Source organism: Sulfuricurvum sp., assembly GCF_028681615.1.
Lineage (GTDB): Bacteria > Campylobacterota > Campylobacteria > Campylobacterales > Sulfurimonadaceae > Sulfuricurvum.
This window is the reverse complement of the sequence record NZ_JAQUHV010000002.1, coordinates 202,907-217,448: the sequence shown is the minus strand read 5'-3', so window position 1 is coordinate 217,448 and position 14,542 is coordinate 202,907. Positions and strand designations below refer to the sequence as shown.

Below are 14,542 nucleotides of genomic sequence, written 5' to 3'. Positions count from 1 at the left end.
AATTTTTTAAGAATTTTTTTTATATTTCTGTCCAGCGTAGGCCTTTTATAAATAAGCACCCTTGTATGAATCAGCCCTATTTTAATCAAATGTTTCAATTGTCTTCATCCTTATATCGGGGTTAAGCCATGACAGCCCTATAAAGAAGTTTTCTTCTTCGTTCAAAACCGTAAACATTCCTGCCATATCTATCCACTCATAATTCCGATTTAGATGCGTCTCTTGATCGTGAAGCGCCAATTGGATAGAGTAATTGCCTACACCCAAACAAAGATCAAATGATACGGTGTATTCCAGGAGCGTTCCAGACGCAACTTCACACAGGTTTTGCTTGGTATACCATGTATTCGTACCGTACATAATCTGTCCCAGCCTGTCTTTGATCGAAAACCCAAAAACTAAAGAGTCCAAATATTCATGTACATCAACCATCACGGACATTTGGAATTTTCGACCGACATAAAAGGTATCTGTTTCGACCCCTTTTTCATTTGTCAATGTTAACGATCGGATTCGAGCTTCACCGCTTCCGGAAACTATTTGAATTCTGCCATTGTCAAGCTGTGTCATTTTGATCGTATTTTTCTCTTTTTCAGCAATCGATGCTTTATAATAATTTAAAATATCTTCAGGATTTCCGTCATGGACTATCGTCCCTTTTTCCAATAAAAGAGCACGGTCACATATATTTTGTATCGCTGTTTCATCATGGGAAACCAATAAAAGGGTTGTGCCCAACTCTTTGAATTCTTTGATCCGTGCGAAACTTTTATGTTGAAAATAGGCATCTCCTACGGAAAGGGCTTCATCCACAATCAAAATATCAGGTCGGTACGCCGTAGCAACCGAAAAAGCAACACGCATCTGCATCCCGCTACTGTATATGCGTAAAGGTAAGTCAAAATAGTGACCAATCTCGGCGAACGCTTCAACTTCAGGGATGATAGCAGTAATCTGATCATGTGTAAATCCCATTATTCCAAGTGCGTTGTAAGCATTTTGGCGCCCTGTAAAATCAGCGTTGAATCCCATTCCCAATTCTAAAATCGCTGCAATCTTCCCATGTATGCCAATCGTGCCGGACGTAGGTCTGATAATCCCTGTAATCAATTTCAGAAGGGTGCTTTTACCTGCACCGTTTTGACCGACGATCCCGATGGATTCTCCCTGCTTGATTGTGAGGTTCAGGTTGTCAAGTACCCGTGTCTCTTCGACCGGGGAAACCGAAGGGACGAACCACGACAAAAAGCGATGAAATTCGGAGGTATAGACCCGGTACGCTTTAGTAATATTTGAAAGTTCTAACAAGATCATAAAAGGTCAACCATTTCTGCAGATGCTTTGCGATAAAGCGCGATGGCGGCCGCTCCGATGAGCAGTGAGACAAGAGCAATCAATGCCAATCCTTCAACGTCGGGAGGACGGTTAAAAACCAAAACGTTTTGAAATCCCTGTACCAGGGGGGTCACAGGATTGTACGCAAGATAGTCACGGTAACGTACCGGAATGATCGTGGGGACATAGACCACAGGGGTAAGCCAAAACCAAAACTGAATCACAATAGGAACCAATTGACCGATATCACGAATAAAGACGTTGAAAATCCCCAGCAACGTTCCCAAAGATAGCGCCAGCAGAATCGTCAACACAAATAAAAGGGGAAGCCATAAAACGACCCATCCGACATGGTGCCCCAGCAAAAAGAAAACGCCCATTGCGGCGACAAGGAGCAATAATGCATTGATAAGTGCCGTCCCCGTAACAATTAAAGGGAGGGTGAGCTTTGGGAAAGCCAATTTTTTGAGCAGATTGGCATTATCCACAAACAGCGTGACACTGCGCGAGAGTATCTCAGTAAAAAGGGTCCATGCCAGCATCCCTGCCGTCAAATAGATCGCGTACGCATACGTATTGTTGATACCGGGAAGTTTGGCGGCCAATATCGATGAAAGGATGAGGGCATACACCGTGACTTGCGCCAAAGGGTTGGCGATCATCCACAGCACCCCCAGTTTATTTTGGACGAAACGGGCATGAAACTGCGCTACAACCGAGGAGATGACAAAGGTGCGGTAGTGCCATAAACTTTTAAACAATCGATTCACCCTTTCATGCTTTGCGACGCATTCAACATCCATTCAAGGGTCTGCTCAAACGGGATCGGCTGAGGCAGCATTGGTATAAGATCATATAGCTTTTGGGAACTGCCGCACAGCACCGTAATTTCGCCCGAACGGATAAAGGCTGGGTTTTGAACAATCTGCACCGCATGGCCGCTAAGCGATTCGAGCGAGGCAATAACGCTACGAATCGTTCTAGGGGTGCCGGAGGCGAGATTGAATACCCCAGAGTAGCACTCGGAGGCCAAAAGTCCCACATATGCTTCGACGATCCAGCGGACATCTGAAAAATCGCGTGACACGTCGATATTTCCCAATTCGATAATCGGCTCTTTCCGGATGAAATGGCTCACGATTTTGGGGATCAGAAAATGATCCGCCTGCCCGGCACCAGTGTAGTTGAACGGTCGTGTGACAATGACGCCGAAACGGTCGCGATACAACGCACCGATATGTTCCATCCCCAGTTTACTAATGGCGTAATGGTTTGTCGGAGCGGGGCAAAGCGCTTCGGTAATCGGCATCTCCAGCACATTGCCGTAGACATTCGAGGTACTGGCAAGGATTACTTTTTTGAGTGTTTTTTGGGTTTGGCTCAATGCCTCCAAAAGATTTTGGGTACCGAAAAGGTTGACGGCATAGACATCCAAATCCGATCCGTGTGGGACAAAACTGATGGCAGCGAGGTGAACGACGTAGTCGATTGCAAGCGGTTCAAAAAAGGCGTTTAACGCGTCGCGGTCACGAAGATCGACATCCAATACTACGACACGCGCGCCCGCCTCTTCGAGTGCGCGGTGCAGATAACGCCCTGTAAATCCGTCGGCTCCGGTGAGGAGGACGACGGAATCAAAAAGAGAAGCCGGCACGGTTGCGATCCATATCGGCATGTACCATCATGGCGCACAGTTCTTCAAGTGAAGTTGACGGTGCCCATCCAAGCTCTTTACGGGCTTTTTCCGGAGTTCCGATCAACAACTCGACTTCTGCAGGACGGTAGAATTTTGGATTGATGCGGATCAGCGTTTTTCCGCTCGCATCATCGATTCCGATCTCATTTTCGGCTTCGCCGCTCCAGCGGATACTCACGCCTGCAGCTTTAAACGCCATCGTAACGAAATCGCGTACCGTTTCGGTACGGTTGGTCGCCAATACAAACGTATCGGGAGTGTGGTGCTGCATCATCAAATACATCCCCTCCACGTACTCTTTTGCGTACCCCCAGTCGCGTTTGGCATCCAGATTGCCCAGTTCCATACAATCGAGTTTGCCTAAAGCGATCTTCGCGACCGAATCAGTGATTTTACGCGTCACGAATTCGCGTCCGCGAAGCGGCGATTCATGGTTGAACAAAATACCGCTACAGCCGAAAATACCGTAACTTTCACGGTAATTAATCGTCATCCAGTGGGCATAAAGCTTGGCTACACCGTACGGGCTCCGGGGATAAAAAGGGGTGGTCTCGCTCTGCGGAATCTCTTGTACCTTGCCGAACATTTCGGAGGTAGAAGCCTGATAGTAGCGGATTTTAGGATTGACAATACGGATCGCTTCGAGCAAATGGAGCGCACCCAAACCGGTGATATGCCCCGTCGCAATCGGCTGATCAAACGATACGCCGACAAAACTCTGCGCGGCAAGATTATAGATTTCATCGGGATGAATGTCCATCACCATACGGATCGTATTGGATTGGTCAGTGAGATCGTATTCGATTAGATGAAGGTTCGGATGGTTTTGGATCCCCAATTCTTCGATACGCCAAAAGTTGACCGATGCGGTGCGACGGTACGTTGCGTAGACATCATACCCTTTTTCGAGCAACAATTCTGCCAAATAAGCACCGTCTTGACCTGTGATTCCTGTAACAATCGCTTTTTTCATAAATCAAAAAATCCTTTATCCCTAATATTTTTATCTGATCTTAATATCCAAGGCAAACATCAAACATGATCCAGCGGACGATGTTTGTGCCCATTATTGATCGCAATTATAGCAGAATCGGAACAATGCCATAATTGACGCCGCTGCATTTTCCCACGAGTGGATGCGCGGCGGCGGCAGATGCGCCGATGAGTGAGGATGCAGAGGCGTTGCCGAAGAGAGCATCTTTTGGAGCATGTCGGCAATTGAAACGACCGAGGTAGGAGTCGCATACCACGCACGGTTTCCTCCCGCTTCGGGCATAGAGGTACAGTCCGATGTCAGTACCGGGATATTCGAAGCAATCGCTTCGGCGATAGGCATCCCGTACCCTTCGTACAAAGAGAGATAGCATAAAGCGTCTGCAGCCGCGTAGAGCACCGGCAAATCGCTTGCGGGGACGTAGCCCAGACGAATAATGTGTCCCTGCTCCTCCAGCGGTGACATAAGCGCTTCAAGGTCATCGCTCAGCCACCCGGAAGCCCCTGCCAATACCAGCGGAAAGGCCATACGGATACTCTCATCCAGCGATGCGTATGCCAGACACAGGTTTTTAAAGTTTTTTCGCGGTTCCAGAGTCGCCACGCTCAGCAGATAACGGGGAGGGAGGAAACAGCGGCGGCGAAACGATTCGATCTCGTCTCGCGTTCGAGGGTGAAATACCGGTGAAATGGCGGGGGGAACAATCGTGATTTTTGTTTTTTCGATCCCGTAAAACTCCATGATTTCGTGCGCTGAAAAATCGGATATCGTCAAAATTGCCGCCGATTCTGACAGCGCTTTTGGAAGTTTGTTGTTAAAAAAAGAAACCCTGCTCTTGGGGTGAAACTGCGGAAAACGGACATGGGAGAGGTCGTACACCGTCGTTACAATTTTCCCTTCAAAGGGAAGGGGCGTGTAGTTTGTCTCCCAGTAAAGCCACTCTTTACGCTTCACAAGATTGTTTCGATGGAGCCAGCGTATCGCTAAACGGTACAACTCGCGTCCGCCCGGCAAAGCGGCAACTCTTTGGGCGAACGAACGGGAAAAAGTTTGGGAAGATGCCTCGATAGGATAGAGTAGTGTGCGTATCTGCTCACGGGAAAGCCAACGGTGGAAATAAAACCCTTCCATATCGTCGATTTCAGGATCTTCGATCAGACGCAGAAGCACCTCTCTCGTGTAATGACCTATCCCTGTCAGCGGGGGACGCAGGGGAGAACAATTCACGATAAGGCGCATTAAATCGCCCCTTCGCGTTGTAGTACCACTTTAATCGTTTTGACTAAAATAACGAAATCGGTCCACAGGCTCCAGTTACGTACATACCAGACATCAAGAGTCACACGGCTCTTAAAATCGATATCACTTCGTCCCAAAACCTGCCACATCCCTGTGATCCCCGGTTTTACGGCCAAAATCATCGATGTCTTTTCACCGATTTTTTCTTCCTCTTCAAACATATAAGGTCTGGGGCCAATGAGACTCATCTCTCCTCGGATAACATTGAGAATCTGCGGTAATTCGTCCAAAGAGGTTTTACGTAAAAACCGTCCAATAGGGGTGACACGGGGATCGTTTTCGTATTTGTGGTACTTCTCGTAATTATCAACCTCTTCAGGATGCGTCACAAGGTACTCGTCCAAAAGGGCATCGGCATCATGGTGCATGGAACGAAATTTATAGCAAACAAACGATTTGGCATCTTTACCCATTCTGGGCTGCCGAAAGAAAATTGGTGAATGCGGTTCCTGATATTTGATCAATACGGAGATGGCACTTATCAAGAGAAAAGCAAATGGGAAAAGAAGCAGTGTCAAAAGATAATCAGAGAACCCTTTGAGTAGTTGATTTACTCGGCTAAGGAGTTTATTTTCCAAAACAATCAAATTAGTACGGGCATTAAAAAGATGGATTATATATGAGTCGGAAAAATCGTAACTTTTGATCAGCGGGATAAAAATAACCTCTTGCTTATGTTTAACAGTATCGTCTAAAATCATCTCTATCTCGTCGGCACTTTGATGGTTAGAAGCGATAAAAAGAGTTTTAGCGGGATGACTATCCGAACGGATATATCCCAGATACGGATTTCCAAAAACTTCCTTCTCAAAAAAAGGATCATCACCCAACACAAGCGCTTCGCGCCCCCAAATTTTCATCCGGTAGAGCCAGCGTTTTAAAATATATTTTTCGAACGGCATAAGAATAAATAACAAAGCAAACGAGGACAACAAGATAAACCGCGAATAAGTTTGTATTTCTTTGCTCAACGCCAAAACGGCAAAAATCACAACACAAGCAATCAGTAGAGCACGTACGACACGTTTATATTCCTGCCAAAAATCGTACCGCTTCATATAAATCCCTTCTAAAAAGAAAATGCTTAAAGTTATTGTATGAAGTAACAACATCGTACTGTAAAAGCGTAAAGGTTCAGTCATTTTTGGAAGAAACGTGCCATCGAACCAATCTCGTAATCCGTACGAAACAAAAATCGCTAATAGAATCATTATAATGTCAGAGAATATCAAAATAGCTTTTGCAAGCATCTCTTTCACTGTGTATATTCCTCCTCATTCACCCATCATCATTAATTAAAAGTATAGAATAACCAAAAAAAGTTAAAGCTCTTATTTAGAACAATGTTAAGTGTTAGAAAAAAATGAGCTAATTAATGATAGCTTTTTGCATTAATGCACTGGTTTATTAGAAAATATCCATATATATAGTTTGTTCATAAATTATGAGTTTTAATAGAGATACTTAAGTTTATTTAGATTAATATTTAGAAATTCAAACACAAAAGGGTTTATTATGGCATCTTTAGTTAATGGTTTAGGAGGAGCAGTCGGTTTTGGAGAAAATTCTCTAGCAAGAAATGATGATGGGTCAAACAGCTTTTACACACCCATCGATTTAACTTCCATTTTTCCAAACGGACTCAACTTTTTTGGTCAGACTTGGAATGGTGTTTATGTAAACAATAATGGCAATATTACATTTGGAAGTTCTCTTTCTTCTTTTACACCTTCCGCTATCGGTGCGGATTTTTATTATCCGATTATTGCACCGTTTTGGGCAGATGTCGATACACGCACACCATATACCAATACTAATCCTAACGGCTATGTCACCCCAACAGCAGGTGGAAATTCTCAAGGTTCTAATCTAACGTGGTACGATATCGACCCAACGACGGGAACATTTACCGTTACATGGGATGATGTCGGATATTACTATACAAATACAGATAAGCTCAATGCATTTCAGCTTCAGCTTATCTCTACTGGAAATGGCAATTTTGATATTATTTTCCGTTATGAAGATATCAATTGGACGACAGGAGATGCTAGTGACGGGACATCAGGACTAGGCGGAACAGTCGCACGTGCCGGTTTCTCTGCAGGAGATAGCTCTAATTACTACGAATTTTATTTTTCGGGTGATCAGAATTTTATGCTCAATCTCGAGAATAGTGTATTGGCTGGGACCAACGAGACAGGAGTTTGGACTTATCACGTCAATGGAGGAAGTGTCACAGGAATGGGGCTAGAAAACTCCAACGACACCATTATCGGAACATCTGGAAGCGATATTATGGACGGACGTAGTGGTGATGATATTTTATGGGCCGGAGCTGGCGATGATAATATCAGCGGCGGTGCCGGTGACGATACTCTCTACGGAGAAGCCGGCAATGACCACCTTGTCGGAGGGGATGGCAATAATATTCTTAACGGAGGGGACGGAATCGATTATGCGTTATACTCTGGTATTCGTAATACTCTCAATATTCATGATAACGGTGACGGCACTTATACTGTAGATAGGGGAACATTACAAGATCTTCTTACTAATATAGAATATGTCAGTTTTGACGATGGAAGTATGAGTGTTCCCTATGCTGTCGAAGTACGTGACAATCAAGAAGAGTTTTCACGCTTTTACAACGCACTCTTTGGACGTGATCCCGATCAAGCCGGACTTACATATTGGGTTAATGATCTAATCAGCCCTATCTTCGGCGGAAATGGAAATACGATCCAAGGTGCCGCTCAAGCCTTTACTGATTCAACTGAATTTCAAAACATGTATGGCGCAAGTGTTTCAAATACCGATTTTGTCAATCTCCTCTATCAGAATATTCTCCATCGCGCTGCCGATCAAGCAGGCTATGATTATTGGCTCGCCGAAATTAATGTCAGCGGAAATCGCGGAGGAATGATCGTCAGTTTTGCCAATTCTGCTGAATACATAGGTGAAACAGCTTCCACAATCGATGCATTTCTCTCTTCTGTACCTTTAGATGGATATATCCTTATCTAAAATTCTCTCTTAAAGAGGGAATCTTTATATAATAATTATAATAATTATAATTATTATATTTATCACACTAAATTTTTGATATTTTAAATGTTAAAGGAAGTTTGTATATGTCACTTGCAACACTCGATAATGTCGCTAAACTTTACGTCGCTACGTTCAACCGTGCTCCGGATGCAGCCGGACTTGACTACTGGGTTAATTCAGGAATGTCTTTAGAAGATATTTCTCAAAGTTTCTTTGATCAGCCGGAAACACAAAATCTTTACCCGATAGGAACACAAACAACCGTATTTGTAACATCTGTGTATCAAAACCTTTTCAATCGTCCTCCGGATCAAGCAGGGCTCGATTACTGGGCAAATGAATTAAATACCCATACCATTTCGAATCAAAACTTTATTCTCGCAGTTACGAATGGAGCATTGGGTTCGGATGCAACAATTTTGACCAATAAGACCACTATCGGTCTTGCGTTCGCAAATGCAGGACTCAATGATCCAACATTTGCACACACCGTTATGGCAAATGTTGATGCTTCCGAGGAATCTGTCACAAGTGCAGAAGACACTATTATTCAGAACACTCCAGTGAACTCTTTTTACTTCACAGAAGAGTGGCTTTCAGGTAGAACACTTTATGATATTTCAGGTGATCAAACGGATGGAGCATACACTGGGACTCCTGGCCCCCGTGATTTAAAAGCAGATATTATGACAATGATCTTCGATTCAAATGGAACCCTTCACGAAAGCATGAGTCCAACGCAATTCATGGAAGGGACTTGGAATGTCGATAACAATCATACTATCGTTATTAACGACTCATGGGGCACTTGGTATATGAGAGCCTCAGGAGAAACCATTGGTAACAATGACAATTCATATGTAGTCTACGTTGATAATAACTATACTGGATTTAGTGCTAATTCATGGTTTAAGCCTGAAGCAATCACTACCGATCATACAATCGCTGTAAGCCTTGTGGGAACAATTCTTCCGGCGCAAAATGTATTTGAAACATTTGCATAATAGTAGTAGTACGATTCAATTCATCATCTTCCTCTCGGAAGATGGATCATAGCTTTTGACCAGTGTAATTTCTCTTATTACCTAAAACTGGTATATCTCTTATATTATCCATCATATAATTCAAATATTTTCTATTCTGATAAGTTTGAGTACGAAATCACTTCTTAAAAAATATCACAATCAAATATAACAAGATAAAATTTTTACACCAGTCCTTGAGAACATTGCCCATAGCTTTTGTATTCATTCATCCATGTATACACCATTTCGAAATATCTGATCCCAAATCATTTATCAACTGCTGTGTCCATACTTCTCTGCCGGTATCGATCAAATGAAAGTCGGTGTTAAAATACATTTCTCTGCCGTACATCGTAGAGTAAGGATTCCCGATAAACGGAACGCCGAGTGCTTCAATTCTTGCTTTTAGCCCTTCGTAAAACCGGCGTTCTTCGGGATCTTTCCAATAGCTATCGTCGTACATCATCGTCGATGGCGTTACAATCAGGCAAATACCGTTTTGCGCAGCCCATGCGACATAGCGGCGCAGCCATTTCCACCCCAAAGAATCAACGTTGCCTACAGCACCGTAACGGCGGGGAAGCTCTTTTTTCAAGCCTTCCCAATCAGTTGCCCACTGTTTTGCCTCTTCTTCCGACGTATGGGTTTGATCTCCCCGCTCATCCAGATTTTTGTACCCGTAGGGGCCGCACATCATCGGCGATCCCCCCTGTGCCAAGAATCCGTCTACCAGACGGGATATTGGGGTCATCCAAAGCATACTGAGACGCTCTTTCCATGAAAGCTTCCAAAAAAAAGAGGGATCGCGCGACCATATCTGATCGATCATTTGAGCATTGGGAATACCATCATACGTATAAAAATGGTACTCCAGCGGCAAAATCACGATATCCCCTCTTTTTAAAACGCTCTGGCTTTTCAAAAGGACGTAAGGGAGAAGCAATCCGGCATTGACCCCGAAGTTGACGACCGGAAGACGATAGGTCTCTTCCAATTTTTTTGAATCTATTCCGAACAAAGCTGTCGAACCGGCGACGATCACTATTTTTTTTCCTTCGATTTTTTGCGCCGCCGCCGTTTTAAGTGCGTACGCATCGGCGATCCACTGAGAAGATGCAGTAGGACGCGAAGTTTGAAGAAAAACGGCGGCTATCCACCCAAACGTCATCATCCCCATCGTTGCCAAAAGTATCGCTACAATTTTCACCCGCATTCCTCAAAACACAAAATAAACAAAACTTCGGGAAGGCTCGCCGCTCATCGCTTTAAACGATATCCACAGCAAAATCCCCGATATAATCGCATGACGCCATGTCACGTCAAGACGCTCAATTACATGCGTATCGTGATCATATCCCACCCAGTGTGCGGCCGGTTTCAGGGCAAAAATCACCAATCCGCCGGCTCCGATCCAGAGCCATTCGCGCCATACGGCATTGCTTAGCCACTCCATTGCATTCAGAGGCAGGGAAACCGGTGCCGGATACGCAAACATCGCATGGTAATAATGCATCGCATTTTCCCAGTTTTCAGCTCGGAAAAGAACCCACAACAAGGTTACGGAAGCAAACGTCATCCCAATAGAAACTAAACGGGGAAATATGATCCTACGCCCTGGACCCCAGCGCCAGCCGTGTACCATAGCCAAAAAAGCTCCGTGCAGCGTTCCCCACACCACAAACGTCCATGCCGCACCGTGCCATAATCCGGCCAACGACATCGTCACCAGCAGCGCTGCGCTCTGACGTATCTTCCCGTGCCGGCTCCCCCCTAAAGGGATATAGATGTAGTCGCGCAAAAATTGGGAAAGGGTAATGTGCCACCTGCGCCAAAAATCGGCCATCGACGTCGCTTTGTACGGTGAATCGAAATTAATCGGCAAAGCGATCCCCAAAAGAAGCCCTAACCCGATGGCCATGTCCGCATACCCAGAAAAATCGAAATAGATCTGCCAGGCATACGCAAGAGCCCCTTTCCACGCTTCAAGCCGCTCAACCCCCGAAGATGTCGCTGCAACGGCAAATATCCGGTCGGATATCGGTGCAAACGTATCGGCTAAAACCGTTTTTTTAAACAATCCTACGGAAAAGAAAAAGAGACCCGCTCCATACGCAATCGTACGCGCAGGAGGGCTTAACTGAGGGGCAAACTGTCCGTAACGCATGATCGGACCGGCAATCAGATGAGGGAAAAACGTTACGTAAAGGGCGTAATCGCGCATACCGCTCGGACGGATACGCCGCCGATGAATATCGATCAAATAGGCCAATTGGTGAAACGTAAAGAAACTGATTCCCAAAGGGGCGGCTACCGGGGGGATATCAATACCGGCAAGCTGCGCAGCAAATCCGATGTATTTGTATCCGCCCAGCAATGCCAGATTAAACCCGATCCCCGCGATCAGCCAGCTTTGTGTATTTTTTAATGCGTTGATGCGGTACGTCAATGCGGCGCCGATGGCATAATTAAACGCTGCCGAAAAAATCAATACACCCAGATGACGCACATCCAGTAAAGAGTAGAATACCAACGATGCCAAGATCATTATTATCTGTGTTGCCGAATATGAATAGGATCGGAGAGCATATACGATCACTAAGAGCACGGGAAGAAATATAAAGATAAAATCAAATGAATTGAACAACATGGAGAAATTTTACATACGGAGCACTTCAATCTGTATTAACAACGCTCTAGATTTTCTGTTGAGAGAGATAAACAAAACATTTGATGGTGCCGGCACGAGGATTTGAACCCCGGGCCTATTGATTACAAATCAATTGCTCTAGCCAACTGAGCTATGCCGGCTTCTTGAAGAGGAGGATTATAGTCAGCTTTTACTAAAAAACCCCTTATCAAGTGAACATTTTACAAGCTTTTAAATTTTAAACTGTCCTATTATTCCTTTTTGATTATAATACTCTACTACACTGTCAGAATTGGAGTAAATTGAATTCTTATAACCGTATATTTTATTATTCTACCCTTCTTTTTGCATTTACTCTTCCACTTTCTCGTGCAGCTGTCAGTTTTTTTGTTATCTGGTTTATCCTTCTCTTTGTGGCGGGAAAAAACTACCGCAGCGGATGGAAAATACTCAAATCGAGCCGGGCTGTTCAGGTAATGGGGCTTTTTATCGCTTTTATGTTTGCATCGGCTTTATGGTCCAGCGATACCGCCGAAGCGCTGAAGCAGATACGTCTCTACAGCTACTGGATCGTTATTCCCATTTTAGCCGTATCGCTTAAAAAAGAGTGGCTTCCCCGGATTATCACCGCATTTTTGGGGGGAATGTTCATCAGCGAGATACTCGCCTACGGTATTTTCTTCGAACTTTGGACGATTAACGGCCGTAGCCCAAACTATCCATCTCCGTTTATGTCCCATATCCACTACAGCGTCTTTTTGGCTACGACGTCGATCCTCCTTCTCAGCCGTCTTCTCTCCGTCCGCTACACGTGGCGTTCCAAACTTCCGATGTTCCTCTTTTTTCTCACCTCGACGGGCAATCTGATGCTCTCCACCGGCAGAACCGGACAACTAGCGTTTTTGGTCACGATGGTGGTCGCGGTCATCTTTCATTTCCGTCTCACGTTGAAATCATTTTTACTTTTTGCCACGCTAAGTACCCTTGTGTTCGCCGGAGCGTATACCTCGCTCGACCTGTTTCAAAAACGCTTCGATATGGGAGTCAATGACGTCCGACAGCTCCAAGAGGGTAATTTCGATACCTCATGGGGACTGCGCGGTGCTTTTTGGGTCATTACCTACGATATCTTGAAAAAGCATCCCCTTCTCGGAGAGGGGATAGGAGATTACAAACATGCCGCGGCAAAAGCTCTGGCCGCAAACGATCACGGCTTTAGCCCCTCTACCATCGAATGGTGCAGCACGATACACTATCACAACCAATATCTGATGATACTGGCGCAGGGGGGATTGATCGGATTTGCTCTGATGGTATGGCTTTTGATCGAATTGTTCCGACTAAACATAAAAGATCGGGAGATAAAAGAGTTTAGCGTTTTGGGGCTGAGCTTATTTACCGTCGCCTGCGTCGCCGAACCGCTGTGGATTTTACAGTTTCCGATTATTTTATTTATCTTCATAACAAGCCTATCACTTTCAGCAACACTTTCTAAGTCTCCAGAATAATATATATTTATCTATTTTTGTTATAATCAAAAAAACGGAGAATGGGATACGATGCAAACACCTACCGTTCCCTTTATGTCCCTCATTTGCCCATGCTATAATGAACAAGAGGTTATCGGTTATTTTTTATCTTCCGTTACCCCTATTTTGGAGTCGTTCGAAAAACCATATGAGATTATCTTTATCAATGACGGCAGTCGTGACAATACATTCAAAGTTTTGCTTGACGCAAAAGCCAACTATCCTCATATCCGTATCATCAATCTTTCCCGAAATTTTGGTAAAGAAGCGGCGATGACCGCCGGACTCGATGTGTGCCAAGGCGAAGTCGTTATCCCGATCGATGTCGATCTTCAAGACCCTCCTGAGTTAATTAAAGATTTTATCCAAGAATATGAAAACGGGTCCGATGTCGTGGTCGCCAGAAGAGTCGACCGGACATCCGATTCTTTGGCTAAAAAACTGAGTGCGTCATATTTCTATAAACTGCACAATAAGATCTCACACGTTAGCATCCCAGACAATGTTGGAGACTACCGACTGATGAGTCGAAAAGTCGTCACTGAGCTCCGGCAACTCCCGGAAAACCAGCGTTTCATGAAAGGTCTATTCGCATGGGTCGGCTTTAAAACGGCGGTTGTCGAATACACACGTCCGCCGCGTAAGGCCGGTACTACCAGTTTTAACGGATGGAAGCTATGGAATTTTGCACTGGACGGTATCACCAGTTTTAGCACCGTTCCTTTGAGAATTTGGCTTTATATGGGGGTGATTATCGCCTTCTTGGCATTTATATACGGTAGTGTTATCATCGTAAAAACCCTAATTTACGGTATCGACAGTCCGGGGTATGCATCTCTTATTACCATTATCTTATTTATCGGCGGTATCCAACTCATGGGGATCGGGATATTGGGAGAATACATCGGGCGTATTTATATGGAGAGCAAACGAAGACCGGCATACATCATCGAAAATGAATATTAA

The 14,542-nt window shown here is 44.6% G+C and carries 12 protein-coding genes and 1 tRNA gene; 4 read left to right on the top strand and 9 right to left on the bottom strand.

Annotation, left to right across the window (positions count from 1 at the left end):
* Positions 1 to 81 precede the first annotated feature (81 nt).
* The 6 genes from PHE37_RS04300 to PHE37_RS04275 all read right to left on the bottom strand — a co-directional run bounded on the left by PHE37_RS04300 (position 82) and on the right by PHE37_RS04275 (position 6,574).
* The gene (locus PHE37_RS04300; protein ID WP_299993744.1) at positions 82 to 1,314 is read right to left on the bottom strand and encodes an ABC transporter ATP-binding protein; all 1,233 of its coding nucleotides are present in this window, start codon (positions 1,312 to 1,314) and stop codon (positions 82 to 84) included.
* Entirely contained in the window at positions 1,311 to 2,105 is a 795-nt protein-coding gene (locus tag PHE37_RS04295; protein ID WP_299993743.1) for an ABC transporter permease, read from the bottom strand. Before PHE37_RS04295 ends, PHE37_RS04300 begins: the two co-directional genes overlap by 4 nt.
* Positions 2,102 to 3,010, bottom strand: a complete 909-nt coding sequence (locus PHE37_RS04290) for a GDP-mannose 4,6-dehydratase (protein WP_299993742.1) — start codon at positions 3,008 to 3,010, stop codon at positions 2,102 to 2,104. The genes PHE37_RS04295 and PHE37_RS04290 overlap by 4 nt, the downstream gene beginning before the upstream one ends.
* Positions 2,970 to 4,004: a GDP-mannose 4,6-dehydratase gene (gene gmd, locus PHE37_RS04285; RefSeq protein WP_299993741.1), complete on the bottom strand. Its 1,035-nt coding sequence runs from the start codon at positions 4,002 to 4,004 to the stop codon at positions 2,970 to 2,972. The genes PHE37_RS04290 and gmd overlap by 41 nt, the downstream gene beginning before the upstream one ends.
* Positions 4,005 to 4,097: 93 nt before the next feature.
* Positions 4,098 to 5,264, bottom strand: coding sequence for a glycosyltransferase family 1 protein (locus tag PHE37_RS04280; RefSeq protein WP_299993740.1), 1,167 nt, complete (start codon positions 5,262 to 5,264; stop codon positions 4,098 to 4,100).
* On the bottom strand, positions 5,264 to 6,574 hold the full coding sequence (locus PHE37_RS04275; RefSeq protein ID WP_300008250.1) for a sugar transferase: 1,311 nt from the start codon (positions 6,572 to 6,574) through the stop codon (positions 5,264 to 5,266). Before PHE37_RS04275 ends, PHE37_RS04280 begins: the two co-directional genes overlap by 1 nt.
* Before the next feature lie 265 nt (positions 6,575 to 6,839).
* Between PHE37_RS04275 and PHE37_RS04270 the strand changes: the two genes are divergently transcribed.
* Both PHE37_RS04270 and PHE37_RS04265 read left to right on the top strand, forming a co-directional pair.
* Positions 6,840 to 8,351: a nidogen-like domain-containing protein gene (locus PHE37_RS04270; protein ID WP_299993738.1), complete on the top strand. Its 1,512-nt coding sequence runs from the start codon at positions 6,840 to 6,842 to the stop codon at positions 8,349 to 8,351.
* 107 nt (positions 8,352 to 8,458) lie between these two features.
* The gene (locus PHE37_RS04265) at positions 8,459 to 9,379 is read left to right on the top strand and encodes a DUF4214 domain-containing protein (protein ID WP_299993737.1); all 921 of its coding nucleotides are present in this window, start codon (positions 8,459 to 8,461) and stop codon (positions 9,377 to 9,379) included.
* A 247-nt stretch (positions 9,380 to 9,626) separates the two neighbouring features.
* Here PHE37_RS04265 and PHE37_RS04260 read toward each other — a convergent pair whose 3' ends face one another.
* The 3 genes from PHE37_RS04260 to PHE37_RS04250 all read right to left on the bottom strand — a co-directional run bounded on the left by PHE37_RS04260 (position 9,627) and on the right by PHE37_RS04250 (position 12,208).
* Entirely contained in the window at positions 9,627 to 10,607 is a 981-nt protein-coding gene (locus PHE37_RS04260; RefSeq protein ID WP_299993736.1) for a hypothetical protein, read from the bottom strand.
* A 9-nt stretch (positions 10,608 to 10,616) separates the two neighbouring features.
* Positions 10,617 to 11,945, bottom strand: a complete 1,329-nt coding sequence (locus PHE37_RS04255; RefSeq protein WP_299993735.1) for an MBOAT family O-acyltransferase — start codon at positions 11,943 to 11,945, stop codon at positions 10,617 to 10,619.
* Positions 11,946 to 12,131: 186 nt separating this feature from the next.
* Positions 12,132 to 12,208: transfer RNA gene (locus tag PHE37_RS04250), tRNA-Thr, on the bottom strand.
* 141 nt (positions 12,209 to 12,349) lie between these two features.
* Between PHE37_RS04250 and PHE37_RS04245 the strand changes: the two genes are divergently transcribed.
* Together PHE37_RS04245 and PHE37_RS04240 are read left to right on the top strand one after the other, a co-directional pair.
* Positions 12,350 to 13,555, top strand: coding sequence for an O-antigen ligase family protein (locus PHE37_RS04245; protein WP_299993734.1), 1,206 nt, complete (start codon positions 12,350 to 12,352; stop codon positions 13,553 to 13,555).
* 51 nt (positions 13,556 to 13,606) lie between these two features.
* The gene (locus PHE37_RS04240) at positions 13,607 to 14,542 is read left to right on the top strand and encodes a glycosyltransferase family 2 protein (protein ID WP_299993733.1); all 936 of its coding nucleotides are present in this window, start codon (positions 13,607 to 13,609) and stop codon (positions 14,540 to 14,542) included.

What these genes read in the sequence shown, in the direction of transcription:
- PHE37_RS04300 (WP_299993744.1), bottom strand. Translation starts at nt 1,314, where the DNA reads ATGATCTTGTTAGAACTTTCAAATATTACTAAAGCGTACCGGGTCTAT.
- PHE37_RS04290 (WP_299993742.1), bottom strand. Translation starts at nt 3,010, where the DNA reads ATGCCGATATGGATCGCAACCGTGCCGGCTTCTCTTTTTGATTCCGTC.
- gmd (WP_299993741.1), bottom strand. Translation starts at nt 4,004, where the DNA reads ATGAAAAAAGCGATTGTTACAGGAATCACAGGTCAAGACGGTGCTTAT.
- PHE37_RS04280 (WP_299993740.1), bottom strand. Translation starts at nt 5,264, where the DNA reads ATGCGCCTTATCGTGAATTGTTCTCCCCTGCGTCCCCCGCTGACAGGG.
- PHE37_RS04275 (WP_300008250.1), bottom strand. Translation starts at nt 6,574, where the DNA reads ATGCTTGCAAAAGCTATTTTGATATTCTCTGACATTATAATGATTCTA.
- PHE37_RS04270 (WP_299993738.1), top strand. Translation starts at nt 6,840, where the DNA reads ATGGCATCTTTAGTTAATGGTTTAGGAGGAGCAGTCGGTTTTGGAGAA.
- PHE37_RS04265 (WP_299993737.1), top strand. Translation starts at nt 8,459, where the DNA reads ATGTCACTTGCAACACTCGATAATGTCGCTAAACTTTACGTCGCTACG.
- PHE37_RS04255 (WP_299993735.1), bottom strand. Translation starts at nt 11,945, where the DNA reads ATGATCTTGGCATCGTTGGTATTCTACTCTTTACTGGATGTGCGTCAT.
- PHE37_RS04240 (WP_299993733.1), top strand. Translation starts at nt 13,607, where the DNA reads ATGCAAACACCTACCGTTCCCTTTATGTCCCTCATTTGCCCATGCTAT.